We start from the raw sequence: 22,459 nt of genomic DNA, 5'->3' as shown, positions 1-22,459 counted from the left end.
CTATGAGACGCCGCCGGCGCGGCCGGCGCGCCAGGCAGCATGGGTGTCCTGGCCGGCTATCCGCCGAACCAGCGCGCGGGAACGATCACCAGGGCAGGAAAGGCCACCATCAGGAACATGACGAGGAACTCCGCGGCCATGAACGGCAGGACGCCGCGCGTCACGTCGTCCAGCTTCATCTTTCCGACCCCCGCCACCACGTTGAGCACGGTGCCCACGGGCGGGGTTACCAGGCCGATCGAGTTGTTGATGATGAACAGCACGCCGAAATACACCGGATCGATGCCCGCCGCGCGCACCACCGGCATCAGCACGGGGGTCAGGATCAGGATGGTGGGCGTCATGTCCATGGCCGTGCCCACCACCATGACCAGCGCCATGATGGCGGCCATCAACAGGATCTTGTTGCCCATGTACGGCTGCAGCATGTCCACCACCTTGGCGGGCAGGTCCGCCACGGTGATCAGCCAGGCGCTGACCATGGCCGCCGCGATCAGGAACATGACGATGGCGCTGGTCTTGGCCGCGGACACGAACACCGCGAACAGCTGATTGAGCTTGAGCTCCCGGTAGACCAGCGTCGACACCAGCAAGGCGTACGTGGCGGCGACCACCGCCGCTTCAGTCGGGGTGAAGACGCCCATGCGCAGGCCGACCAGGATGATGACCGGCAGCATGAGCGCCCACCCCGCCTTGCGCAACGCGGTGACGATCTCCCGGGCGGACTTGCGCGGCGGCGGAACGATCTTCTCGCGCCGGACCAGCCAGGCCCACGTCAGCCACAGGGCGCCCCCGATCATCAGGCCGGGCGCGATGGCCGCCATGAACAGCTTGGAAATGGACACGTTGGCCGCCACGCCGAAGATGACCAGTCCGATGCTGGGGGGAATGACCGGCCCGATCACGCCGGTGGCGGCGATCAGGCCGCCTGCGGTCGGCTTCTTGTGTCCGGCGCTGACCATCATGGGCAGCAGCAGCGCGGTCAGGGCCGCGGCGTCGGCCACGGCCGATCCCGACAACGCCGACAACAGGCAGCCCGCCATGATCGTGACGTAGCCCAGCCCGCCCCGCACGTGTCCGACCAGCGCGAGGGCCAGGTCCACGATACGGCGGGACAGCCCGCCAACGTTCATGATTTCTCCCGCCAGCATGAAGAACGGCACCGCCAGCAGCGGAAAGCTGTCCGCCCCGCCGATGACGTTCTGCGCCAGGATCTGCGCATCGAAGATGTCCAGATGCCACATGAGCGCCACGCCGCTCGCCAGGAGTGCGAAGGCAATGGGCACGCCCAGCGCCATGACGCCCAGCAGCGATCCGATGAAGACTGCAATCGTCATGCGCTTCTCCCTGGCGCGCCATTGCCCGCTTCGTCCAGGATCTGCTTGAGCTGCACGGCTTCCTCGGATTCCTGGACCATGATCAGGTCCGCATCACGCAGCTTGCCGGTCAGGACGCGGTACAGATCCACGGCGATGATGAGGCCCGCCATCACGGAAAACACCAGCCCGGCCGCGTAGACGATGGCCATGGGCAAGCCGCTCACGGGCGCGCTGACGTCCGCATTGATGACCGCCTGCGCCCAGCTCCCCTTGAACATGAGGCCGACGATGTAGAGCATGAGCAACTGCCCCAGCACGAGACAGATCTTCTTGCCGGCCGTCGGAAGCTTGGCCACGACCATGTCCATGCCGAGATGCCCGCGTTCTTTCAGGGCGATCACCGCGCCCAGGAAGGTCAGCCAGATGAACATCCACCGGGACAGTTCCTCCGACAGGGTGATGCCCGAGTTGAAGCCATAGCGCGCGACGACATTGCCGAAGACCAGCACGACCATGGCCGCAAGCAGCAGGGCGATGGCAAATTCCAGCACGCGGCAGATGGCGCCGATGAATCTGTCTATGGCGACCATGTCCGGGCCCCTCGACGCGATTGCGGATGCAGGTCGGGCCGCCTCATGCCTTGGCGTCCTGCAACAGACCGACCAGGCCGCGCAGCGCCATCAGGTAGGACAGCGGCCCCAGCCCCTGCACCGTGCCGCGCACCGCGGGCGAAATGATCGAATGCGCGCGCCAGGTCTCGCGCGCGGCGATGTTCGACATGTGCACTTCCAGCGTCGGAAACGGCATGGCCTTGATGGCGTCGTGCAGCGGCACGCCGTGCTGCGTCAAACCGGCGGGATTGACCAGCGCGCCGTGGGCGGCGTCGATGTTCTCGTGCAGAAAATCGATCAGCGCGCCCTCATGGTTCGATTGCAGCGTGGCCAACTGGACGCCCAGTTCCGCGGCCAGCGCCGCCAGGCGCTGGTTGATCTCCGCCAGCGTCGTGGTGCCGTAGATGTGCGGCTCGCGGCGGCCGAACAGATTGAGGTTGGGGCCGTGCAGGACAAGGATCTTCATGATGGGAGGCCGGGTGCGGTTTACTTGCGGATGCGGGCGAGTTCGTCGTTGTAGAGCTTGACGATTGCCGGGTCATAGCTGCTGGTGAAGTGCTCGATGACCGGCTTGACGACCTGCTGCATGCGGGCCTTTTCGCCCGGCTCGATGGTGTTGAACTGGATGCCCTTGGCCTGCAGCTCCGCGACGGCCTTCTGCGCGGCGGCCCGGCTGACCTTGCGCTGGTAGCCGCGGGCCTCGTCGGCCGCTTCGTGCAGGATCTTCTGCTCGGCGGGCGACAGCTTGTCCCAGAATTTCTTGCTGACCAGCACGATGTTCGCCGCGTACACATGGTTGGTCGCGCTGACGTACTTCTGCACCTCGTAGAACTTGTTCGACAGGATTACCGAATACGGATTCTCCTGGCCGTCGACCGCCTTGGATTCCAGCGCGCCGTACAGTTCCGCGAAGGGCATGGGAACCGGATTGGCCTTGAAGGCCTTGAACGTCTCCAGGAACACGGGGTTGGGAATCACCCGGATCTTCAGGCCCGACAGGTCCTCCGGCTTGCCGATGGGATGCCGCGAGTTCGTCACGTTGCGAAAGCCCAGGTCCCAGAAGCCCAGCGCAACCAGGCCTTTCTCGGGCAGCTTGGCGATCAGGGCCTGGCCCAGCGGCCCATCCAGCAAGGCGTCCGCCTGGCCGAAGTCGGTGACCGAAAACGGCAGGTCGATCAGCCCGAATTCCTTGACGATGCCCGCCAGCGACGTCGAGGCCGGCGCCGACATTTCCTGCACCCCGCCTTGCAACCCCGACTGCTGCTGCATTTCATTGCCGAGCTGGGACGCCGGGAATTCCTTGACCTTCAGCTTTCCGCCGCTCTTTGCAGCCACCAGTTCGGTGAACTTCTGCACCCCCGCGCTCACGGGATGATCGGTGTTGTTCAGATGGCCGAAGCGTATCGTGCGTTCCTGGATGTCCTGCGCGGCGGCCGTCAGGGCGGTCGCGCCAAGCGCGGCCATCAATGCGATGCGGCAAATGCTGGTCTTCATCGTTGTCTCCGGTGTTTTTTGGAATTTTTTCGATGTCTGGCAAGACTCGGTACTGGAATGTAATTCCGAGTGGAATAGTTTTCCACCTAGGGTTATCATCCATTACCCCATCACCCCCCAACCTTGTTGAGATGACATGGCCGGAGTTCTTGAACGCGCGCTCGCCGTCATGGAGTACCTGTCCTCCAGACCCGAAGGCGTGCCCCTCGCTTCCCTCGCCCAGCAACTGGAAATTCCCCAGAGCGCCGCGCACCGCCTGCTGACGGATCTGTGCCGCTGCGGCTACGTGCGCCAGATACGGGACCACGGCGATTACGCGCTCACCGCGCGGGTGGCATCGATCGGCCTGAGCTATCTGGCCGCCACCGGTATCGTCGACATCGCCCAGCCGCTGGTGGACCGCCTGGCGGAGATCTCGGGAGAGCTGGTGCGCCTGGCCATCGTGGACAACGACGAACGCCTCACCTGGGTCGCCAAGGCGCAGGGCGCCCGCCATGGCTTGCGCTATGACCCCGAGATGGGATCCGAAGCCAGGCTGTCGTGCAGCGCCTCGGGCCACGCCTGGATGCTGACGATGAGCGACGAGCGCGCGCTGGACCTGGTCTCGCGGCAGGGCTTCGGGTCACCCGAGGAATACGGTCCCAACGCCCCCACCACCATCGCCGCCCTGACCAAGATGCTCCAGGCCGGCCGCAAGCGCGGCTACGCCATGATCAACGAAGTGTTCGCGCCGGGCATGACCGCCATGGCCGCGCCCGTGCAGCGCAAGGGCGAACCCGCCATCGGCGTGTTGAGCATCGCGGGCCCCGCGATGCGGCTGACGGAAGCGCGGATGGAGGCGCTGGGCCCGGATCTCCTGGCGGCCGCGCAAGAGCTCGCGCTGGCCAGCCTGGCCTCGCCCATGTTCAGGACGCGCTTTCCCATGCAGGGGCGCAATTCCGGAGACGAGGCCCCCCCAGCCCCTTAAACCGCGCGCTCCGGCTCCGGGCCGGGGCCGTTTCCCCAGGTGCCCACGCGCGCCGAGCGCAGCAGCGGCGACGCATCCGCGGCCTGCGCCAGCTCGCTTGCCGCACGCAGCAGCGCCGGCCCGGATTTCTCCATGGCCTTCAGGGTCAGGCGTTGCGAGGGGCCGGCCACCACCAGGACGCCCGTGGTCTGTTGCCCCGGACGCCGGACGGGCGCCGCCATCGCGCTCATGCCTGCGGCATAGACATCCTGCAGGATGCTGTAGCCCCGACGGCGATGCGTATCCAGGCTGGCCAGCAGCGCCCGTATCGACGTGGGCGCATTCGGACCGAAGTCGCGCGGCTTGCCCAGCCCCTGCTCGGTGACATAGGCGATGGCCTGGTCTTCGGGCAGCGTCATCAGCCAGGCGTGTCCCGCCGCGCTGCACGACAGGCGCAGATCGATGCCCATGTCCGGATCGTAAAGAAGGCCGGACTTCGCGCCCTGGGCCTTGGCCACCAGCGTCAGGCGCTTGCCGTCGACGATGGCCAGGCGCACCAGCTCTCCGGTGGTTGCGGCAAAGCGGTCGATCACCGGCTGAGCGATGTCGATCACGCCGGATCGGCTCAGGAAACTGAGGCCCATTGAGGCAAGCTTCGTCGTCAACGCATATTCGCCCCGCACGGAAGTCTGGCGGACGTAGCCGAATTTGATCAGTTCGTGCAGGGTCCGATGGCATCCGCTGCGCAACTGGTGCAAGGCATCCGCGATATCGGCCAGGTTCGCGCCTTCAGGGTGAGCGGCCAGGTACTCCAGCAACGCCAGTGTCTTTTCGATTGCCCCGCTCATCGCGCCCTCCCACGGCTTCGCCCATGACGTCATTCAATTCATCGTTCAATTTTTGAATTCGATCAAATTTTGAACGGGATTCAAAATTATGCCCTATGCTCGCAGCCGGATATTGAACCCATGGTTCCGCCGCCGCATCAACCGGACCTTTGCCAACGACAACCGAGAAAGGTGCTTGTGATGACTTCAAAGACTATGTCCCTGCGCATTGCCGTGAATGCGGCCGCATCCCTCCTGGCCTGCCTTGCCGTGACGGGAACGGCGATTGCGCAAGACATCAAGGCGCGCACGATGAAGTTCGCCTTCAGTCTGGCCGCGGACCATCCCTTGGGCCAGGGCGCGCAGAAGTTTGCCGATCTGGTCGCGGAGAAAAGCGGCGGCAAGATGAAAGTGTCGATCTACGCCAATGCGGTGCTGGGCGGAGACCCCCAGAATCTGTCGGCGGTGCGCGGCGGCACGCTGGACTTCACGTCGATGGCGACCGGGCTGCTGGCCGGGATCGACAAGCGGTTCATGGTCTTCGATCTGCCGTTCCTGTTCAACGACGCGCGCGAAGCCTACGCGGTCTCGGACGGACCCGTCGCCCAGGGGCTCCTGAAAGGCCTGTACGACCACGGTCTGGTCGGACTGGGAATCTGGGACCTGGGCTTTCGCAACATGACCAACAGCAAGCGCCCCATCGCGCAGGTGCAGGACCTGCAGGGCCTGAAAATGCGCGTCATCGCCGCGCCCGTCTACATCGACATGTTCAAGACCCTGGGCGCCAATCCGGTGCCCATGACGTTCGGCGAAGTCTACGGCGCGCTGGAATCCAAGGCGATCGACGGCCAGGACAACCCGGTGGGCGTGATCCTGTCCGCCAAGTTCGCCGAAGTGCAGAAGTACCTGTCGCTGACGCGCCACATCTACACGGGCATGCCCTTCCTGATGAGCCGCAAGACGTGGGACGGCATGTCGGAAGCGGAGCGCAAAATCATCCTGGAGGCGGCCGCCGAGGCCAAGGCCGAGGAACGCCGCATCTCGCAAGCCAAGGAAGCAGTCGCCCTCGACGACCTGCGCAAGGTCATGCAGGTCAATGCCCTGACGCCCGAAGCGGTCGACCGCCTGCGCGGCGCCGTCAAACCGGTCGTGGACAAATTCGCGGGCGAAATCGGTCCCGACGTCATGCAGCAGGTCACCGCGGAAATCGCCGCCTTGCGGACCAAGAAGTGACCATGGCCATTCTTGGAAAAGCCGCCATCGCCATGTGGTGGGACATGTCGCCGGGTTGGCGCGCGGAGTTCGAAGACTGGCACAGCCATGAGCACTTTCCGGAGCGCATGGGGATCCCCGGATTCCTGCGCGGATCCCGCTGGACCAGCGCGCACGGAGGCGAGGGATTCTTCGTCATGTATGAACTGGACGCCTACGCGACGCTGGTGTCTCCCGGCTACCTCGACCGGCTCAACGCGCCCACCCCCTGGTCCACCAAGCTCATGCCGCAGCATCGCAACATGATCCGCAGCCAGTGCCGCGTGCTGGAGAGCGTCGGCGGCGGCCTGGCGCGCTATGCGCTGACCCTGCGCCTGTCGCCGCGGGCGGGGTCTGAGGATGCGCTGCATGCGTACCTGAAGGCGCATGCAGCCGCCGCGGCGGCGCGGCCGGGACTGACCGGCGCGCATCTGCTGGTGACGGACACGCCGCGCATGGCGGCCACTGCCGAGCAGCAGATACGCGGAGGAAAGGACCGCGCGGCCGACTGGATCTACATCGTCAACGGCTACGCCATCAACGCCGTGACGGCCTGCGACGGCGAAATCCTCAATTCGGCGCAGATGCGCGCGTACACGGGCGAGGCGCCGGCCTGGTCGGAAGTCTATTGCCTCTCCCACACCCTGGAGCCGGCCCGGGCGACGTAAGCGTCCTCCCGGCCCCGCCTTCACCCGCATAGCTTGCGCGCCGCGCCGACGTTCAACGCACCATGCAGGGCCGCTTGTTGTCGAACTGCCAGCCCGGGATCAGATACTGCATCGCCGTCGCGTCGTCGCGCGCGCCCAGGCCGTGCTGCAGGTAAAGCTGGTGCGCCTTGTCGACGGCGTCCAGGTCCAGTTCGATGCCCAGCCCGCCGGTCTGCGGCAGGTCGATGTAGCCGTCGCGGATCTGCAGCGGGTTGCGGGTCAGGTGCTGGCCGTCCTGCCAGATCCAGTGCGTGTCGATCGCGGTCACCTTGCCCGGCGCCGCGGCGCCCACGTGCGTGAACATCGCCAGCGACACGTCGAAATGGTTGTTGGAGTGCGAACCCCAAGTCAGGCCGAACGCCTGGCAGGTCTGGGCAACGCGCACCGAGCCCTGCAGGGTCCAGAAATGGGGGTCGGCCAGCGGAATGTCGACCGATTGCAGCGACAGCGCATGCGCCATCTCGCGCCAGTCGGTGGCCACCATGTTGGTGGCGGTGGGCAGGCCGGTGGCGCGGCGGAACTCGGCCATGACCTCGCGGCCGGAGAACACGCCTTCGGCGCCGCAGGGGTCTTCGGCATAAGCCATCACGCCATGCAGATCGCGGCACAGGCGCACCGCGTCTTTCAGCAGCCAGCCGCCATTCGGATCGAGCGTGATGCGCGCCTCGGGGAAACGCTCGTGCAGCGCACGGATCGCCTCGACCTCTTCCTCGCCGCGCAGCACGCCGCCCTTGAGCTTGAAATCCTGGAAGCCGTAGCGGTCATACGCGGCCTCGGCCAGGCGCACGATGGCCTCGGGCGTCATCGCCTTTTCATGCCGCACCCGCAGCCAGCCGTCGGCGTCGGGCGCCGTCTGGTAGGGCAGCGGCGTCTGCGCGGCATCGCCCACGTAGAACAGATAGCCCAGCATCTGCACGGAGGTGCGCTGCACCCCCTCGCCCAGCAGCGCGGCGACAGGCACGCCCAGATGCTGGCCCAGCAGATCGAGCAGCGCCGATTCCACCGCCGTCACGGCATGGATGGCCACGCGCAGGTCGAAGGTCTGGGCCCCGCGGCCCGCGCTGTCCAGCCCGGCGAACGCCTGGCGCATGCGGTTCAGCGTGTGCTGGTAGTTGCCGATGGAGCTGCCCGCGATGAGCGCGCGCGCGTCTTCCAGCGTGGCGCGGATCTTCTCGCCGCCGGGGACTTCGCCCACGCCGGTGTTGCCGGCGCTGTCGGTCAGGATGACGAGGTTGCGCGTGAAGTAAGGCGCGTGGGCGCCGCTCAGATTGAGCAGCATGGAGTCCTGGCCGGCGACGGGCACGACCCGCATGTCGGTAATCGTGGGCGTCTGGCGTGAGGCTTGCGATGCGTGGAGAGTCATGATTGCTTCTTGAAATAGCCCGGCCGGGGCGGCCGGGCGCGTTGCGTCATTGCACGGAGATGCCGCCGGTCTCGATGACCTGCTTCCAGCGCGCGCTTTCCTGCTGCTGGAACTTGGTGAATGCGTCCGGCGAGTTGGCGACGATTTCCAGGCCGATGTCGGTAAAGGGCTTGCTGAGGGACGGATCCTTCAGTGCGGTGGTGAGCGCGGCGGACAGCTTGTCGCGCACGTCGGCCGGCAGGTTCTTCGGCGCCACGACCGCCTGCCACGCGTAGACATCGACGCCCGGCACGGAGACCTCGGCAAACGTGGGCACGTCGGGCAGCACGGGCGAGCGCTTGGAGCCCGTGACCGCGATGGCCTTGAGCTTGCCGGCCTTGATGTGCGGCAGCACGGCGTTCACGTTCTGGAACGACATGTCCACCTGGTTGCCGAGCAGATCGGAGATGGCCGGGGCGCCGCCCTTGTAGGGCACGTGCAGGCCCTTGGTGCCGGTCTTCTGCCAGAACAGCTCCGCGGTCAGATGATCCGACGAGCCCGCGCCCGACGTGGCGAAGCTGATGCCGCCGGGCTTGGACTTCAGGAGCGCCAGCACGTCCTGCACGCTGTTGACCTTGGCGGCGAGCTGCGGGCTGACCACCAGCACGTTGGGCGTCTGCACGGCCACGGTGAGGTACGTGAAGTCCTTGGCCGGATCGTAGGGAATGCCTTTCATGAGGTGCGGCGCCACGACCAGGGGCGCCAGCGACGTGACCAACAGCGTGTAGCCGTCCGGCGCGGCGCGGGCCACCTGCGAGGCGCCGATGGTGCCGGTGGCGCCAGCCTTGTTTTCCACGACGAAGGACTGCTTGAGCTGCTCTCCCAGCTTGTTGGCCAGCGCGCGCGCCACCGAATCGGTCGCGCCCCCGGGCGGGAACGGCACCACCATGGTGACGGGCTTGTCGGGCCAGGCGTGCGCCACGCCGGCCGCCGCCATCAGGCTCAATCCAACTATCCACTTGCGCGCGTTGCGAGTCATTGCTTGTCTCCGGTCTGGTTTGTATTTTGGACGTCTACGTTAACGTTAACATTTTTTCTGTTAACGTTAACATCACGGCTTTTTTAGGATATTTCCTGGCCGACCGCCGTCACCATCCGGATAAACCCTGATCTAGCCCGCCCCGCAAAACGGGGGACAGCGGTTAGGCTTGATGCTTGTTTCACCCGGTTTTTTTCCTCTCCCTGTTACCCGATGCGCGCGTCCCGAATCCCCTCTGCCGGCTCCCCTGCCCGATCCTCCGAACGCGCCAGCGTCACCGTGCGGGAGGTCGCGCAGGCGGCCGGTGTTTCGATGATCACGGTGTCGCGCGCGATCAACACCCCGCAGCAGGTGTCTCCCGCCACGCTGGACAAAGTCACCGCCGCGATCCAGGCGCTGGGCTACGTGCCCAACCTCATGGCCGGCAGCCTGCGCCTGTCGCGCAGCAACCTGGTGATGGTGCTGGTGCCCTCGATCACCGGGTCGCTCTTTGGCGGCATGCTGACCGAGCTGACCCGGTCCCTCGACGCCAAGGGCTTTCAGCTCATGGTCGGCCAGAGCGGCTACGACTCGCCGCGCGAAGACGCGCTGCTGCGCGCCATCATCGGGCGCCGTCCCGACGGCATCGTGCTGACGGGCGTGATGCATTCGCCGCAGGGCCGGCAGTTGCTCAAGGCGTCCGGCATCCCCATCGTCGAAACCTGGGACACCACCGACGCGCCGATCGACATGCTGCTGAGCCTGTCGCACGAGGCGATCGGCGCCGCCGTAAGCCATTACCTGCGCGATGCGGGCAAGACCCGGCAGGCCGTGCTGAGCGGCGACGACCCGCGCGCCCGGCTGCGCGCCGAAAGCCTGGTGCGCGCCGCCCTGGAATCCGGCCTGCCCGAACCGCTGGTGCACTACCTGCCCGCGCCCACGACACACGCGCAGGGCCGCGAAGGACTGCGCGCCCTGCAGCGCTCGGGACAGGGCATCGACGCCGTGTTCTGCAGCTCGGACCTGATGGCCGCCGGCGTATTGACCGAGGCGGCCGTGCAGGGCCTGGACGTCCCCCGGCAACTGGCCGTGGTCGGCTTCGGCGACATGGACATCGCCGCCTCGATGTCGCCTGCCATCACCTCGGTGCACGTGGACGGCGCCGCCATCGGCGCGCAGGCCGCCGAGATGATCGGCCTGCGCGCCAACGGCCAGCGCCCCGCGCAATCGGTGGTGGAAATCGGCTTTCGCATCGTGGCCCGCGACAGCGCGTAGTCGACGCGGCGCTGCCGCCCCTGTGCTCGAATGACATCGTGCTGTAGCCCACTCGGGACGGCATTGGAGACGGGCCGGGCGGTCCCGCGTGCTTGTTCCAGCCTGGTCCCTGCGGCAAAATACCTGCCTTCCTCCCTTGCCTCGGCGCTGGCCCTCCCCATGTCCGACTCCGTCGCCCTCTTCGACCAGCACCGTCCCCGCCTCTACGCGATCGCCTACCGCATGCTGGGCGCCGTGGCCGAAGCCGAAGACGTGGTGCAGGAGGCGTGGCTGCGCTGGCACGGCGCCGACCGCGGCGTCATCGCCAACCCGGAGGCGTGGCTCGTCACCGCCACCACGCGGCTGTCCATCGACCACCTGCGCGCCGCCAAGGCCGAGCGCGACAAATACGTGGGCGTGTGGCTGCCGGAGCCCATGCTGATGGCCGCCCCCGCCACGCCAGAACAGATCCACGAACAGGCCGACGACGTGTCGGTTGCGTTCCTTTTCATGCTGGAGCGCCTGTCGCCCGAGGCGCGCGCGGCGTTTCTCATGCGCGATGTGTTCGATGCGGACTACGAAGACATCGCGCAGACGCTGGACAAGACCCCGGCCGCGGTCCGCCAGATGGTGCGCCGCGCCCGCCAGCAGTTGCGCCAGGGTGCGCCGCGCGAAGCCGTGCCGCGCGCAACGCTGCAGCGGCTGCTGCAGGCATTCGCCGAGGCAATGCAGCGCAGCGACTTCCATGGCCTGCTCGCGCTGCTGAGCGATGACGCCGAGCTCATCGGGGACGGCGGCGACAAGGTCTCCGCGTTTGCCCGCCTGGTGGGCGGCAAGCGGCTGGCGCAGCTTTTCTACGCCGGCAAGCGCCGCTATCGCGACGCCCTGGATGTCAGGGTCGTCCAGGTCAACGGCCAATGGACGCTGCTGCGCTTCATCGACGGCGAGCTGGAATCCGTGCAGTCCTACGAAACTGACGGCAAGCGCCTGACCCGGGTGCTGGTGCAACGCAACCCGGACAAGCTCGCCGGCATCGCCGCCGCCCTCGCGCGGCAGTGACATGCGGCAGTGAAATGCGGCAGTAACACGCGGCGCGCTGGCGCATCGGTCCTTTTGGTGCGTGGCAGGCAACACGGTGATCCCCTGCGCGGTGCTACCGCCCCGACTTCCTCGCTTCTACGATGGACCCGTCATCACTTCCAGCCAAGGACAGGTCATGTCAAAGATCACGAAGTTCGGATTGCCCTTTATCGCCGCCGCCGCGCTGCTCGGCCAGCCCGCCCATGCCGCATCCCACGATGCCGCGTCCCATCCCGCGTCGCCCTCCGCCAGGCCAGCCGATCCCATCGTCTCCGAGCTGATGGCCAAGGACCTGCCGGACATCGCCGGCAAGGATGCCGTGATGCTCATCGTGGACTATCCGCCCGGCGCGGCCGACCCGATCCATCGCCACGACGCCCACGGCTTCGTCTATGTGCTGGAAGGCAGCATCGTCATGCAGGTCAAGGGCGGCAAGGAAGTCACCTTGACGCCCGGCCAGACCTTTTACGAAGGCCCGGACGACATCCACACCGTGGGGCGCAACGCCAGCCAGACCCGGCCCGCCAAGTTCCTGGTCGTGCTGATCAAGAAAAGAGGGGCGCCCGCCCTGACTCCGGTCCAATAGGGGCGCGCCGAAGGATGGTGCACCCGGGCCGGATCCCGGCCCGCCAGCAGGCCTTCCCCCACGGGAAGGCCTTTTTTTACGCGCGATGTCACAGGATTGCCCGGCGCAACGTCTTAGCAGTAGGATCAACTTACTTGCCGCGCCGCCACCATGTCGACACCCTCCCCCGCCCCCGCGGATCTCCCTTCTTCGAACGGACCGGATTCCCTGGCTGACAGCTTTGCCACCAGCTACGCCGGTGTCATGGCCTTCATCGCCGTCGCCGCCGAAGGCAACTTCGCGAAGGCCGGCGACCGGCTCGGCATCGGCCGCTCGGCCGTCAGCCGCAGCGTGCAGAAGCTGGAAGACCAGCTCGGCACGCGCCTGTTCGTGCGCACGACGCGCAGCACGTCGCTGACGCCCGAGGGCCAGCGCTTCTACGAACAGTGCCATCCCGGCGTCGAGCGCATCATCCAGGCCCTGGACGACATGCGCGAACTGCGCGAAGGCCCGCCCTCGGGGCAGCTGCGCGTGTGCGCCACCGTGGGCTTCGGCCGCAAGATCGTCGCGCCGCTGCTGAAAGGGTTTTGCGAGGCCAATCCCGGCATCTCGGTCGAGCTGCTGCTGGACGACGGTCCCACCGACTTCACCACGGACCGGGTCGACGTGTCCTTCCGCAACGGACGCATGGAAGACAGCCAGGTGATCGCCAAGAAGGTGATCCCGATGCAGATGCTGCTGTGCGCCTCGCCCGCCTATGCCGCGCGCCACGGGCTGCCGGCCACCGTCGACGACATCGACCGCCATCGCTGCGTGAACTTCAAGCTCGCGTCGGGACGGGTCTACGAATGGGAGTTCAAGGTGTCGGGCCATCTGCGCAAGGTCGCCCCGGCCGCCATGCTGACCTTCAACGACGCCGACCTGGTGCTGCAATCGGTGCTGGACGGCCATGGCATCGCGCAGATGGCCGCCTACCAGGTCTGCGACCACCTGCGCGCCGGCAAGCTGGTCGCCTGCCTGCCGCAATACGCGCCCGACGATCGCGGGCATTACCTGTGCTTCCTGAGCCGCCAGCATTTGCCGGTGCGCATGCGCGTGTTCATCGACTACATGACCGAACAGATCCGCGCGATGGATCTGCAGATCCTGGACAGTCTGCTGGCGAAGCCGGTGTGAGGTCGGTGCATCGCGCAACGGCGCGACAGGATTCCGGCCCTGCGTCGCCGCCCTACTGCGTCAGCGCCACCACGCTTTCGATGCCGCCCTGCGCCATTTTGGAATAGGGACAAAGGCGTTCGGTGTTGCGCACCAGTTCCTCGGCGATGGCCTTGTCCAGCCCCGGCAGGTGGATATTGATGTCGGCGGTCAGCGCGAAGAGTCCGTCCACGGGATCGCGCCCGAACGAGATGGTGGCCGTGACCGACGCCTCGGGAATCGACAGGCCGGACCGCTCGGCCAGCATGCTGAGGGCGCCATGGAAGCATGCGGCATAGCCCGCGGCAAAGAGCTGCTCGGGGTTGGTGCCCCCGCCCGTGCCGCCCAGTTCGACGGGCAGGCGCAATTCCACGACCAGTTCGCCGTCGTCCGAGATGGCGATGCCCGACGCGCGGCCGTGCGCCGCCTCCCCGCCGCGCACCGTCACGCTGGTGGTGTACAGGGGACGGAAGTCGCCGCCCCGGTACTTGTCCAAAAGGGTCTGGGAAGGAGGCCGCAATTTGCTCATGAGGGTCCTTGTGCCCGCCGCTACTTTCTTGTGCCCGAACGGCTGAACCAGGTTTCGAAGTCGATCTCGCCCAGGCGCGCGCCGGGTCCCGGCACCAGCGTATCGTCGTCCAGCAGCGCGCCGAAATAGCGCACGCCGGCGTCCGCGTGCACGGTGCGGGCGTCGCCGATTTTACCCATGTAGCGCTGGGCCAGTTCGGCCAGGCGCACCTTCTGCGGACCGGCGATCTCCACGATGCCGTTCACCGGCGCACCCAGCGCCGCGTCGGCCATGGCCAGGGCCACGTCGTCGGAGGCGATGGGCTGCACATACGCGGACGGCAGCCGTACGTCGTCGCCCTGCGCGCCCGACTGCACGATGCCGCCCAGGAACTCGAAGAACTGCGTGCTGTGGACGATGGTGTACGGAATGCCACCGGCCTCGATCAGGTCTTCCTGCACGATCTTGCCGCGGAAGTAGCCGCTTTCGGCCAGGCGGCGCGTGCCCACCACCGACAGCGCGACGTGATGGCGCACGCCCGCGCGCTTCTCGGCCGCCAGCAGGTTGCGGCCGGCGGCCTGGAAGAAATCGAGCACAGCCTGGTCTTCGAAGGACGGCGAGTTGGCGACGTCCACCACCACGTCCACGCCGGTCAGCGCGGCATCCAGGCCTTCGCCCGTGACGGTGTTCACGCCGGTCGCGGGGGACGCGGCGACGGCCTCATGGCCGCGCCCGGTAAGCAGTTTGACGAGCTTGGAGCCAATCAGGCCCGTGCCGCCGATGACGAGGATTTTCATGATCGATCCTTGGTTGCTGGGTTGCTGGATTGCTGGGTTGCTTAGCTGAATTGCGCCTTGTCCAGGCCGTAGGCCTTGTCCGCGGAGCCGGGAACGGTCTGGAAGCCCACGTTCAGGCGGTTCCAGCCATTGATGGCCATGATCGCGAAGCTGAGGTCCGAGAGTTCCTTTTCCGACAGTTCGCCGCGCACGCGCTCGTACACCTCGCTGGGCACGCCGTGCGCGCCCAGCGTGGTCAGGGCTTCGGTCCACGCGAGGCACGCGCGTTCGCGCGCCGAGAACTGGTTGGATTCGCGCCAGATGGCGACGTGGTGCAGGCGCAGTTCGCGTTCGCCGGCGATCTTGGCCTCCTTGACGTGCATGTCCAGGCAGAAGCCGCAGCCGTTGATCTGCGACGCGCGGATGTCGACCAGGGTCAGGATCGACTTTTCGATGGCGCCCGACTTGGCCAGCATGGTGAATTCGACCAGCTTCTTGAACAGGTCGGGCGATTGGGCAAAGGCGTTGATGCGTTGGGTCATGATGGCTCCTCGGGGGGTGGGCGCTACCCGGCGGATCGGCCGGACTGCGCAGGCTTGAACGACGCCCAAATCGTAGGTCTGCTCGAACGGCGGCAGTAGATCCTGGCGAGGGAGCACGATGTTGCCGCAATGGCAACAATCGCCCGGGACGAACGCGACGACAATGAACGGGCACTGACGGCTCGCGCCCGGAACACACCATGAACAGAAACGATATCTCGATGCAGGACCTCCACTACTTCGTCGAAGTCGCCAAGCGCGGGAAGCTGTCCGCCACCGCCGCCGGCCTCGGCATCCCGGTGGCCACCCTGTCCCGCCGCCTCACGCAGCTGGAACAGACGCTCGGGTACAAACTGCTGAACCGCACCACGCGCAGTGTCAGCCTGACGGCGATCGGCCAGCGATACTTCGACGAATGCGCCGCGCACGTCCAAGGCGCCCTGTCCGCGCACGAGGTCATCAACGCCAGCCTGAATCACCTGGCCGGGACGCTGCGCGTGTCGGTCATGCCCGGGCTCACGACGATCCTGCCGGCCGTGCTGAAGGAGCTGCGCGCCACCTATCCGCAGATCTCGTTCGAGGTCGAGCTGGGCACGTCCGACATCGCGCGCAATGGCCAGCAGTTCGACCTCATGCTGCGCACGGGCGACCTCGAGGATTCCGCGCTGATCCAGAAGCACGTGGCCCAGGTCCACTGGGTGCTCGTCGCGGCCAGCAGCTACCTGGACCGCTTCGGGCGCCCGACCTGCCCCGAAGACCTGGGCCTGCACGAGCGCATCATTACGGGCGACCTGCCTGACTGGACGCTGGGCGAAGGCGAGGGCCTGCTCAACGTCCGGGGCCCCGCCCACATCGGCACCAACAGTTCGGCCCTGGGCGTGCAACTGGCCACGGCCGGGCTCGGCATTGCCTGGATGCCCAGCCATCTGGCGTTGTCGCAGACCCTGCGGGAGCTGGCCCTGGAGCAGATCCTGCCGGACTGGAAACTGCCCCCGGCCACCATCTACGCGCTATCCGACAACCGCGTCACGCCAGCGCGGGCAAAGGTGTTCATCGATACGCTGCAGCGCCATCTGCAGGTGAACTGACCCCTGCTGCGCGCCCGCCGGCGTCCTATCCCAGCAGGTTGTCCCGGACATGCAGCAGGTGCCGGCGCACGGCCGCCATGGCGCGGTCGGCGTCGCGGTCGTGCAGCGCCTCGACGATCTCGCGATGTTCTGCCTGATACGCCGCGCGCCGCTCGGGCGTGAGGCTCTTGCGCTTGAGCGCGCCCCACGTGGCCTGCGAGCGCGCCGCGGTCATCAGCGCAAAGACCTTTTCAATGAACAGATTGTGGGTGGCCGTGGCCATCAGCGCGTGCAGCCTGGCGTCCCACACTTCGAACGCCTCGAAGCTGGTCGCGGCCTCGGCTTGCTCGCACGCATGCTGCATCGCGGCGAAGTCGGCGGGCGTGCCGTGCTGCACCACCAGCGCGGCGATGGCCGGCTCCAGCACCAGGCGCGCGGCCATCAGTTCGGCCGGGCTGGTGGACAGCACTTCGCCGCGCAACAGGGCCTCGGTCTGCGCCAGCGTGGAAGGCGGATTGGCGTAGGTGCCGCTGCCCACGCGCTGCGAGATGAGGCCTTCTTCCTTCAATTGCGAGAGCGTGCGGCGCACGGTGGACCGGCTCAGGCCGAACTGCTCGCTCAGCGCGCGCTCGGTCGGCAGGCGATGGCCGGCCGGCCACGCGCCGGATTGAAGGTTTTCGATGATGACCGCGCGCATGGCGGAGGCTTTGTCCATGGGGACTCCGGGGTGGGATCACCGCGCGATGATACCAAATCAGTCCAATACAGGCGCGTCAGCCTGGAAACAACCCATTCGCCAAGGGCAGTTTTTGGTTTATCCTGCCCAATAACCCGCAATTGGGCCGATCATTAGGTCAAATTGGTATCTTTTGGTACACCATCAAGGGCGGCCGCGGCCGCCGTAGGAGCAAGCATGAAAATCGCGGTATTTCGAGTCAACGGCGAGCGGCGCGTGGGCGTGGTCACGGACGACGGCAGCGCGGTGACCGCGCTGGACTTTCCCCCGGCGCTGGCGGCGGCCGGCGCGCTGACGGCCGTGCAATGGCTGGCCGAGGGCCGCGCCCTGCCCGCGCAGACCGGTCCGTCCTATCGCTGGGACCAGGTCGAACACGAAGCCCCGCTGCCGGCGCAGCCGCGCAACCTGTTCTGCGTGGGCCGCAATTACCACGCGCATGCCAAGGAACTGCGCGATTCCGTATTCAAGGACAACGACGCCAACCCGGAATCCTGGCCCATCGTCTTCACCAAAGTGCCGCAAACCGTGGTGGGCCCGTGGGCCGATGTGACGCTGCCCACCGGCATCTCCGACAAGATCGACTACGAAGCCGAACTGGCGGTGGTCATCGGCAAGGGCGGGCGCAACATCTCGCGCGCCGAGGCAATGAGCCATGTGGTCGCGTACACCGTCGTCAACGACGTCACGGCGCGCGACGTGCAGATGCGCCATCAGCAATGGGACCTGGGCAAGTCCTTCGACACGTTCTGCCCGATGGGCCCGTGGCTGGTCACGGCCGACGAGCTGGACGGCCAGAAGACACGCGTGCGCTGCTGGGTGAACGGCGAGTTGCGCCAGGACGGCAACACGGAAGACCTGATCTTCGACATCCCGACGCTGATCGAAACCTGCTCGCGCGGCATCACCCTGTATCCGGGCGACGTCATCGCCACCGGCACGCCGGCTGGCGTGGGCCAGGGCCTGAACCCGCCGCAGTTTCTGAAGAGCGGCGACACGGTTCGGATCGAGATCGACGGCATCGGCAGGATCGAAAACCGGTTCGTCTGAAGCGGGGTAGAAAGAGCGCCGGTCACAAGAAACCGGCGCCGCGCAGCACACCGCATATCAACAGGAGTGAGACATGAATCTGCGCTGCAAACTGGTGGCCGCGGCCGCCCTGCTATGCCTCGGGACGGCGGCCGCATCGGCTGCCGGCTATCCCGAGCGTCCCGTGACCCTGGTGGTGCCCTTCCCGCCCGGCGGCGTCGCCGACACCATCGCCCGTCCGCTCGCCCAGGCCCTGGGCGACAAACTGGGCCAGCCCATCGTGATCGAGAACAAGGGCGGCGCCGGTGGAGCCATCGGCATCGGCCAGGCGGGCCGCGCCAAGCCCGACGGCTACACGCTGCTGATGAGCCTCTCGTCGATTTCCATCCTGCCGGCCGCCGACCGCCTGCTGGAACGCAAGCCGGCCTATCAACTGGACCAGTTCGTACCCATCGCCCGCATCACGGCCGATCCCACCGTGCTGGTGGTGCGCGCGGATGCGCCCTACAAGACCTTGGACGAATTCATCGAGGCGGCCAGGAAACAAGGCGGCAAGCTGAGCTATGGGAGTTCGGGCATCTACGGCACGATGCACGTGCCGATGGAGATGCTGCAGAACGCGGCCGGCATCAAGATGATGCACGTGCCGTTTACGGGCGCGGGGCCGGCGGTGCAGGCGCTGGTGGGCGGCCAGGTCGATGCGCTGGCCACCGGGCCGTCCAGTGTCATGCCGCTCATCCAGGCCGGGCGTGTCAGGCCGCTGGCGCACTGGGGCGAGGGCAAGCTGGACAGCCTGCCGCAGGTGCCCTCCCTGAAATCGCGCGGGTATGACGCGAGCTTCGTGCAGTGGTCCGGCGTCTTCGCGCTGGCGGGCACGCCGCCCGCCGTGATCGACACGCTGCGCCGGGCCGTCAAACAGATCGCGGATGACCCCGCGCTGCAGGCCCGCATCGCCGGCACCGGCAGTCCCGTGCAATACCTGGACGCGCCGGACTTCGACGCGTACTGGAAAAAGGACTCTGCATCGCTGGAGGTGGCGGTCCAGCGGATCGGCAAGGTCGAGTAAGACGCCCGGCCCCGCGCGCACCCGCCGGGCCGGGCATCCCCCCGCGTCACACCGTTTCCCGCGCCGCCGCCTGCCGCGCCAGCGCCTTGCGGTCCACCTTGCCCACCGCGTTCTCGGGCAGGCGGTCCACAAAGAACACCTCGCGCGGCACGTAGATGCGGCCCAACCGCGCCAGCACCTCGGCCTGGATGCCCGCCGCGTCGGGCGCGGCATCCCCCTTGCGCTGCACGAAGATCACCGGGGTCTCGCCCAGGTCCTCGTCGGGCGCGCCCACCACGCAGCACGCGGCCACGCCCGCCAGACCCGTCACGACGCCCTCGATCAGGGCGGGCGAGAGGTTCTCGCCGCCCCGGATGATCACGTCCTTGATGCGGCCGGTGATGGCCAGGTATCCCTGCGCGTCGAATCGTCCCTGGTCGCCGGTGCGCAGCAGCGTCGGCGTGCCCGCGTCGGCGCTGTCCACGCCCAGGTAGCCCAGCATCAGGCTATCCCCCGCGATGCAGATCTCGCCTTCCGCGCCCGGCGGGGCGAGGCTGCCGTCGGGCAGGCGCAGGCTGACGTCCTGCCCTTGCAGCACCGTCCCCACCGAGCCGACGCGCCGCGCCGCGGGCGGATTCATGGTGGACGTGCAGGTGGCCTCGGACAACCCGTAGGACACGACCAGCGGGCAGCCCAGAAACGCTTCGATGCGCCGGTGCAGGGCCTCGGTGATGGGCGCCGAACCGCAGCGCGCAAAACGCAGCCCGGCGAGGCTATCCGGATCGAAGGCGAGGTCCAGCATGCGCGCATACATGGTCGGCACGCCGGTGATGATGGTGGGCCGGAAGGCGGTCAGCAGTCCGGGCATGTCTTCGGCGCGGAACCGGCCGGCCAGCGCCACGCTGGCGCCCGCCAGCAGCGGCGCGAAGATCTGGTTGTTCAGCGCGTTGGTGTGGTGCAGCGGCATGACGTGCAGCAGGCGGTCGGCGGGCGTCAGTTCCGTGTGCGCCAGCACGCCGCGCGCATTGTTTGCCAGGCCCCGATGGCTGAGCAGCACGCCCTTCGGGTTGCCGGTGCTGCCCGAGGTGAACAGCAGCAGGCCCGGCGCATCGGCGGCCACGCCGGCCCCGGTCCAGACACACGCGCCCTGCGCGGCCTGGGCCGCGTCCTGCAGGCGCGCGGCAGGTAGCCCGCAGGCCTGGACGACCGCGGTATTGGGTTCGTCGGCCAGCATCCAGGTCAGGCCCACGGCGGCCACCCGCCGGGCGGTTTCGTCGGCCGACAGGCGGGGCTCCAACGGACACGGGCACGCCCCCGCGGCCATCGCGCCCAGGATGGCAAGGACCTGCGCCAGCGACCGCTCCATCGCCACGCCGACGTAATCGCCCGGGGCAACGCCGGCGGCGCGCAGGCCGCCCGCCACCTGTCCCACGCGGCGATGCAAGTCCGCATAGGTCAACGTTTCCTCGGCGGTCACGATGGCGGGCAGCGCCGCCCGGTCCGGCTGCATCCACAGGCGAGCAAACGCCGCCACGACCGTGGCATCGGCTTTCGTCATGAGGTTTCCCCTTAGGTGTGGAAGCGGCGTCAGCGCAGCGCGACGGCGGCGTCGCGCTCGAACTGCCCGTCGGCGTCCAGCTCGCGCAAGGCGCGGGCTTCGCTTTCCGTGGGCGGCTCGGTCGGACCGGCGCCCGTGGCGTCGAACTCGAAACCCGTGCGCTCGCGCACCTCGGACAAGCTGGATTCCGGATGCCAGGACTGCAGCACCAGCCGGCCCTCGCGCTTGACGAACACCGCGATCGGCGTCACCACGCCATGAAACCCGCCCCAGGAAGTCATGAAGTCCAGCTTGGGCACGAAGGTGCGGCGCGAATGCTCGGTGCGCCAGGTGCAGGCGCGCCGGGCCGTGGGCAGCATCACCGCCCCGCCCCCGCCGCCCGGCAGGCGCACCTTGGGTTCATGCCAGTCGCCGATGCAGGAATTGTTGGCGCAGCCCGCGCCGTCGATCTGCGCGGCCCCGAGAAACGTCAGGTCCATGCGTCCCCGCGTGCACAGGTCGTAGAAGTCTTCGTTCGAGAAGATCGATGCCGTGTGCTCGGCCAGCACCGGATCCGAACTGGAAAGCGGAATATGCGAGGGCCGCGGGTTCACGCCTCCGGCCACGTTGATGTAGACGAAGTCCCAGTCGTAGGCGCGCTTGGCCAGCAGGCAGGCCAGCATGGGCATGGTGGAATTCACGCCGCTGAAGGTGATCTCGTCCGGGCGGATGAAGCGCGCCAGATTGGTGACGATGTATGAAAAGCCCGACCATTGTTCAGCCATGATTCCCCTCCCGCGCTTCAGGCGCCGCGGCCATGTGCGCCCGCAGATCGCTGTTCTTGTCCATGTAGGTCTCCACCGCCGGATAGTCGATGGCGTAGGCGGGCCAGCACGACCCCGGCCAGGCGCCGCCCGGCACCACCGCGTAGGCCTGCACCATGAAATACGGCACCAGCGTGGATTCGGGCTGGGCCTCGAACACCGCGCTGTCCACGACCTTCTCGGCCACCACCAGCACGCTGCCCGCGGCGCGCGACATGATGCGGTCCCAGTGCGCCGTGCCCGCCACGCGCACGTTGCCCTGCGCGTCGACTTCGGAGGCCTGGATCACGGCGAAATCCGGCCGTATGGCCGGGACCACCCAGGTCTTCTCGCCGCTGCCATACGGATCGTCCAGGCATTTCCAGCCATTGAGTTCCGGCAGGCCGCTGCCGTGCAGGCCCCCGCAGGGCTGGAACGGCACGCCGAAGGCGGCCGCTCGCAATCCCGCCGTGAGGCTGGCGCAGGCGTGTTCTTCCAGTTCGATCTCATGGCGTTCCACGGCGCGCCGGTACCAGGGCGCGAGGCCGAAGTTGCCTTCCATTGCGACGATGCCCGCGCGCACGCGGCGCAGCACGCCCGCGCGGCACAGGATGTCCACGTCATAGCCGGGCGATTGCTTGATGAGTTCGAGGTTGCGCTTTTCCTGGCGGATGAGCTCGCGCACGAAGGCGAACGGTCCGCGATGCAGGAAGCTGCCGCCCAGCGCGATCGATGCGCCGTCGGGCACCAGCGCAGCCAGTTCCTGCAGCGAGCATTGCTTGTTCTTTTGGTTGAATCCTGAAGCCATTGT

The 22,459-nt window shown here is 67.3% G+C and carries 24 protein-coding genes; 10 read left to right on the top strand and 14 right to left on the bottom strand.

What is annotated here, in order from left to right:
- Positions 1 to 56: 56 nt before the first annotated feature.
- From ACZ50Q_RS09770 to ACZ50Q_RS09755, 4 genes are read right to left on the bottom strand one after another with little or no spacing between them, the layout of a single operon-like run.
- Positions 57 to 1,337, bottom strand: a complete 1,281-nt coding sequence (locus tag ACZ50Q_RS09770) for a TRAP transporter large permease (protein WP_464081354.1) — start codon at positions 1,335 to 1,337, stop codon at positions 57 to 59.
- A complete protein-coding gene (locus ACZ50Q_RS09765) occupies positions 1,334 to 1,909 on the bottom strand; it encodes a TRAP transporter small permease (protein WP_464081353.1) in 576 nt (191 codons plus the stop codon). The genes ACZ50Q_RS09770 and ACZ50Q_RS09765 overlap by 4 nt, the downstream gene beginning before the upstream one ends.
- A gap of 43 nt (positions 1,910 to 1,952) precedes the next feature.
- Positions 1,953 to 2,396, bottom strand: coding sequence for a type II 3-dehydroquinate dehydratase (locus ACZ50Q_RS09760; protein ID WP_092581417.1), 444 nt, complete (start codon positions 2,394 to 2,396; stop codon positions 1,953 to 1,955).
- A 20-nt stretch (positions 2,397 to 2,416) separates the two neighbouring features.
- Positions 2,417 to 3,424: a TRAP transporter substrate-binding protein gene (locus ACZ50Q_RS09755; RefSeq protein WP_464081352.1), complete on the bottom strand. Its 1,008-nt coding sequence runs from the start codon at positions 3,422 to 3,424 to the stop codon at positions 2,417 to 2,419.
- Positions 3,425 to 3,560: 136 nt separating this feature from the next.
- On the opposite strand from ACZ50Q_RS09755, the gene ACZ50Q_RS09750 reads away from it, so the two are divergent.
- A complete protein-coding gene (locus ACZ50Q_RS09750; protein WP_464081351.1) occupies positions 3,561 to 4,391 on the top strand; it encodes an IclR family transcriptional regulator in 831 nt (276 codons plus the stop codon).
- Here the strand turns inward: ACZ50Q_RS09750 and ACZ50Q_RS09745 are convergent.
- A complete protein-coding gene (locus tag ACZ50Q_RS09745; RefSeq protein WP_464081350.1) occupies positions 4,388 to 5,218 on the bottom strand; it encodes an IclR family transcriptional regulator in 831 nt (276 codons plus the stop codon). The genes ACZ50Q_RS09750 and ACZ50Q_RS09745 overlap by 4 nt on opposite strands.
- Before the next feature lie 180 nt (positions 5,219 to 5,398).
- On the opposite strand from ACZ50Q_RS09745, the gene ACZ50Q_RS09740 reads away from it, so the two are divergent.
- Positions 5,399 to 6,430 (top strand): TRAP transporter substrate-binding protein, encoded by a 1,032-nt coding sequence (locus tag ACZ50Q_RS09740; protein ID WP_464081349.1) that lies wholly within the window; start codon positions 5,399 to 5,401, stop codon positions 6,428 to 6,430.
- A 2-nt stretch (positions 6,431 to 6,432) separates the two neighbouring features.
- Positions 6,433 to 7,116 carry a hypothetical protein gene (locus ACZ50Q_RS09735; protein WP_464081348.1) on the top strand — a complete coding sequence of 228 codons (684 nt, stop codon included), beginning with the start codon at positions 6,433 to 6,435 and terminating at the stop codon, positions 7,114 to 7,116.
- Between the two features lie 52 nt (positions 7,117 to 7,168).
- On the opposite strand, the gene gudD is transcribed toward ACZ50Q_RS09735, so the two are convergent.
- Together gudD and ACZ50Q_RS09725 are read right to left on the bottom strand one after the other, a co-directional pair.
- Positions 7,169 to 8,518, bottom strand: coding sequence for a glucarate dehydratase (gudD, locus tag ACZ50Q_RS09730; RefSeq protein ID WP_464081347.1), 1,350 nt, complete (start codon positions 8,516 to 8,518; stop codon positions 7,169 to 7,171).
- A gap of 46 nt (positions 8,519 to 8,564) precedes the next feature.
- Positions 8,565 to 9,536 carry a Bug family tripartite tricarboxylate transporter substrate binding protein gene (locus ACZ50Q_RS09725; RefSeq protein WP_464081346.1) on the bottom strand — a complete coding sequence of 324 codons (972 nt, stop codon included), beginning with the start codon at positions 9,534 to 9,536 and terminating at the stop codon, positions 8,565 to 8,567.
- 213 nt (positions 9,537 to 9,749) lie between these two features.
- Here ACZ50Q_RS09725 and ACZ50Q_RS09720 point away from each other — a divergent pair, with 213 nt between their 5' ends.
- From ACZ50Q_RS09720 to ACZ50Q_RS09705, 4 genes are all read left to right on the top strand, one after another.
- Entirely contained in the window at positions 9,750 to 10,790 is a 1,041-nt protein-coding gene (locus ACZ50Q_RS09720) for a LacI family DNA-binding transcriptional regulator (protein WP_464081345.1), read from the top strand.
- Between the two features lie 159 nt (positions 10,791 to 10,949).
- Positions 10,950 to 11,828, top strand: coding sequence for an RNA polymerase sigma-70 factor (locus tag ACZ50Q_RS09715; protein WP_464081344.1), 879 nt, complete (start codon positions 10,950 to 10,952; stop codon positions 11,826 to 11,828).
- Between the two features lie 157 nt (positions 11,829 to 11,985).
- Complete coding sequence (locus ACZ50Q_RS09710; RefSeq protein ID WP_092581427.1) at positions 11,986 to 12,435, top strand: cupin domain-containing protein; 450 nt, start codon at positions 11,986 to 11,988, stop codon at positions 12,433 to 12,435.
- A gap of 150 nt (positions 12,436 to 12,585) precedes the next feature.
- A complete protein-coding gene (locus tag ACZ50Q_RS09705) occupies positions 12,586 to 13,590 on the top strand; it encodes a LysR family transcriptional regulator (RefSeq protein ID WP_464081343.1) in 1,005 nt (334 codons plus the stop codon).
- Positions 13,591 to 13,642: 52 nt separating this feature from the next.
- Here ACZ50Q_RS09705 and ACZ50Q_RS09700 read toward each other — a convergent pair whose 3' ends face one another.
- From ACZ50Q_RS09700 to ACZ50Q_RS09690, 3 genes are read right to left on the bottom strand one after another with little or no spacing between them, the layout of a single operon-like run.
- Positions 13,643 to 14,137 (bottom strand): Ohr family peroxiredoxin, encoded by a 495-nt coding sequence (locus ACZ50Q_RS09700; RefSeq protein WP_092581429.1) that lies wholly within the window; start codon positions 14,135 to 14,137, stop codon positions 13,643 to 13,645.
- A gap of 20 nt (positions 14,138 to 14,157) precedes the next feature.
- Positions 14,158 to 14,913: an SDR family oxidoreductase gene (locus ACZ50Q_RS09695; RefSeq protein WP_464081342.1), complete on the bottom strand. Its 756-nt coding sequence runs from the start codon at positions 14,911 to 14,913 to the stop codon at positions 14,158 to 14,160.
- A 41-nt stretch (positions 14,914 to 14,954) separates the two neighbouring features.
- A complete protein-coding gene (locus ACZ50Q_RS09690) occupies positions 14,955 to 15,434 on the bottom strand; it encodes a carboxymuconolactone decarboxylase family protein (RefSeq protein ID WP_464081341.1) in 480 nt (159 codons plus the stop codon).
- 200 nt (positions 15,435 to 15,634) lie between these two features.
- On the opposite strand from ACZ50Q_RS09690, the gene ACZ50Q_RS09685 reads away from it, so the two are divergent.
- Positions 15,635 to 16,522, top strand: coding sequence for a LysR family transcriptional regulator (locus tag ACZ50Q_RS09685; protein WP_464081340.1), 888 nt, complete (start codon positions 15,635 to 15,637; stop codon positions 16,520 to 16,522).
- Between the two features lie 25 nt (positions 16,523 to 16,547).
- Here ACZ50Q_RS09685 and ACZ50Q_RS09680 read toward each other — a convergent pair whose 3' ends face one another.
- Positions 16,548 to 17,216 carry a FadR/GntR family transcriptional regulator gene (locus ACZ50Q_RS09680; RefSeq protein WP_464081339.1) on the bottom strand — a complete coding sequence of 223 codons (669 nt, stop codon included), beginning with the start codon at positions 17,214 to 17,216 and terminating at the stop codon, positions 16,548 to 16,550.
- 198 nt (positions 17,217 to 17,414) lie between these two features.
- Between ACZ50Q_RS09680 and ACZ50Q_RS09675 the strand changes: the two genes are divergently transcribed.
- A complete protein-coding gene (locus ACZ50Q_RS09675; protein WP_464081338.1) occupies positions 17,415 to 18,284 on the top strand; it encodes a fumarylacetoacetate hydrolase family protein in 870 nt (289 codons plus the stop codon).
- A gap of 73 nt (positions 18,285 to 18,357) precedes the next feature.
- Positions 18,358 to 19,329 carry a tripartite tricarboxylate transporter substrate binding protein gene (locus ACZ50Q_RS09670; RefSeq protein WP_464081337.1) on the top strand — a complete coding sequence of 324 codons (972 nt, stop codon included), beginning with the start codon at positions 18,358 to 18,360 and terminating at the stop codon, positions 19,327 to 19,329.
- A 46-nt stretch (positions 19,330 to 19,375) separates the two neighbouring features.
- Here ACZ50Q_RS09670 and ACZ50Q_RS09665 read toward each other — a convergent pair whose 3' ends face one another.
- Genes ACZ50Q_RS09665 through ACZ50Q_RS09655 form a run of 3 tightly spaced genes read right to left on the bottom strand, consistent with a single transcriptional unit; the run spans position 19,376 to position 22,456 of the window.
- Positions 19,376 to 20,866, bottom strand: a complete 1,491-nt coding sequence (locus tag ACZ50Q_RS09665; RefSeq protein ID WP_464081336.1) for a class I adenylate-forming enzyme family protein — start codon at positions 20,864 to 20,866, stop codon at positions 19,376 to 19,378.
- 29 nt (positions 20,867 to 20,895) lie between these two features.
- Complete coding sequence (locus tag ACZ50Q_RS09660; protein ID WP_464081335.1) at positions 20,896 to 21,630, bottom strand: CoA-transferase subunit beta; 735 nt, start codon at positions 21,628 to 21,630, stop codon at positions 20,896 to 20,898.
- Positions 21,623 to 22,456, bottom strand: coding sequence for a CoA transferase subunit A (locus ACZ50Q_RS09655; RefSeq protein ID WP_092581437.1), 834 nt, complete (start codon positions 22,454 to 22,456; stop codon positions 21,623 to 21,625). Before ACZ50Q_RS09655 ends, ACZ50Q_RS09660 begins: the two co-directional genes overlap by 8 nt.
- Positions 22,457 to 22,459 lie beyond the last annotated feature (3 nt).

It is taken from the genome of Achromobacter sp. T5-5, assembly GCF_055397965.1.
The sequence above is the reverse complement of the archived record's forward strand: the minus strand, read 5'-3'. Positions and strand labels throughout refer to the sequence as shown.

What these genes read in the sequence shown, in the direction of transcription:
- ACZ50Q_RS09770 (WP_464081354.1), bottom strand. Translation starts at nt 1,337, where the DNA reads ATGACGATTGCAGTCTTCATCGGATCGCTGCTGGGCGTCATGGCGCTG.
- ACZ50Q_RS09765 (WP_464081353.1), bottom strand. Translation starts at nt 1,909, where the DNA reads ATGGTCGCCATAGACAGATTCATCGGCGCCATCTGCCGCGTGCTGGAA.
- ACZ50Q_RS09760 (WP_092581417.1), bottom strand. Translation starts at nt 2,396, where the DNA reads ATGAAGATCCTTGTCCTGCACGGCCCCAACCTCAATCTGTTCGGCCGC.
- ACZ50Q_RS09755 (WP_464081352.1), bottom strand. Translation starts at nt 3,424, where the DNA reads ATGAAGACCAGCATTTGCCGCATCGCATTGATGGCCGCGCTTGGCGCG.
- ACZ50Q_RS09750 (WP_464081351.1), top strand. Translation starts at nt 3,561, where the DNA reads ATGGCCGGAGTTCTTGAACGCGCGCTCGCCGTCATGGAGTACCTGTCC.
- ACZ50Q_RS09745 (WP_464081350.1), bottom strand. Translation starts at nt 5,218, where the DNA reads ATGAGCGGGGCAATCGAAAAGACACTGGCGTTGCTGGAGTACCTGGCC.
- ACZ50Q_RS09740 (WP_464081349.1), top strand. Translation starts at nt 5,399, where the DNA reads ATGACTTCAAAGACTATGTCCCTGCGCATTGCCGTGAATGCGGCCGCA.
- ACZ50Q_RS09735 (WP_464081348.1), top strand. Translation starts at nt 6,433, where the DNA reads ATGGCCATTCTTGGAAAAGCCGCCATCGCCATGTGGTGGGACATGTCG.
- gudD (WP_464081347.1), bottom strand. Translation starts at nt 8,518, where the DNA reads ATGACTCTCCACGCATCGCAAGCCTCACGCCAGACGCCCACGATTACC.
- ACZ50Q_RS09725 (WP_464081346.1), bottom strand. Translation starts at nt 9,536, where the DNA reads ATGACTCGCAACGCGCGCAAGTGGATAGTTGGATTGAGCCTGATGGCG.
- ACZ50Q_RS09720 (WP_464081345.1), top strand. Translation starts at nt 9,750, where the DNA reads ATGCGCGCGTCCCGAATCCCCTCTGCCGGCTCCCCTGCCCGATCCTCC.
- ACZ50Q_RS09715 (WP_464081344.1), top strand. Translation starts at nt 10,950, where the DNA reads ATGTCCGACTCCGTCGCCCTCTTCGACCAGCACCGTCCCCGCCTCTAC.
- ACZ50Q_RS09710 (WP_092581427.1), top strand. Translation starts at nt 11,986, where the DNA reads ATGTCAAAGATCACGAAGTTCGGATTGCCCTTTATCGCCGCCGCCGCG.
- ACZ50Q_RS09705 (WP_464081343.1), top strand. Translation starts at nt 12,586, where the DNA reads ATGTCGACACCCTCCCCCGCCCCCGCGGATCTCCCTTCTTCGAACGGA.
- ACZ50Q_RS09700 (WP_092581429.1), bottom strand. Translation starts at nt 14,137, where the DNA reads ATGAGCAAATTGCGGCCTCCTTCCCAGACCCTTTTGGACAAGTACCGG.
- ACZ50Q_RS09695 (WP_464081342.1), bottom strand. Translation starts at nt 14,913, where the DNA reads ATGAAAATCCTCGTCATCGGCGGCACGGGCCTGATTGGCTCCAAGCTC.
- ACZ50Q_RS09690 (WP_464081341.1), bottom strand. Translation starts at nt 15,434, where the DNA reads ATGACCCAACGCATCAACGCCTTTGCCCAATCGCCCGACCTGTTCAAG.
- ACZ50Q_RS09685 (WP_464081340.1), top strand. Translation starts at nt 15,635, where the DNA reads ATGAACAGAAACGATATCTCGATGCAGGACCTCCACTACTTCGTCGAA.
- ACZ50Q_RS09680 (WP_464081339.1), bottom strand. Translation starts at nt 17,216, where the DNA reads ATGGACAAAGCCTCCGCCATGCGCGCGGTCATCATCGAAAACCTTCAA.
- ACZ50Q_RS09675 (WP_464081338.1), top strand. Translation starts at nt 17,415, where the DNA reads ATGAAAATCGCGGTATTTCGAGTCAACGGCGAGCGGCGCGTGGGCGTG.
- ACZ50Q_RS09670 (WP_464081337.1), top strand. Translation starts at nt 18,358, where the DNA reads ATGAATCTGCGCTGCAAACTGGTGGCCGCGGCCGCCCTGCTATGCCTC.
- ACZ50Q_RS09665 (WP_464081336.1), bottom strand. Translation starts at nt 20,866, where the DNA reads ATGACGAAAGCCGATGCCACGGTCGTGGCGGCGTTTGCTCGCCTGTGG.
- ACZ50Q_RS09660 (WP_464081335.1), bottom strand. Translation starts at nt 21,630, where the DNA reads ATGGCTGAACAATGGTCGGGCTTTTCATACATCGTCACCAATCTGGCG.
- ACZ50Q_RS09655 (WP_092581437.1), bottom strand. Translation starts at nt 22,456, where the DNA reads ATGGCTTCAGGATTCAACCAAAAGAACAAGCAATGCTCGCTGCAGGAA.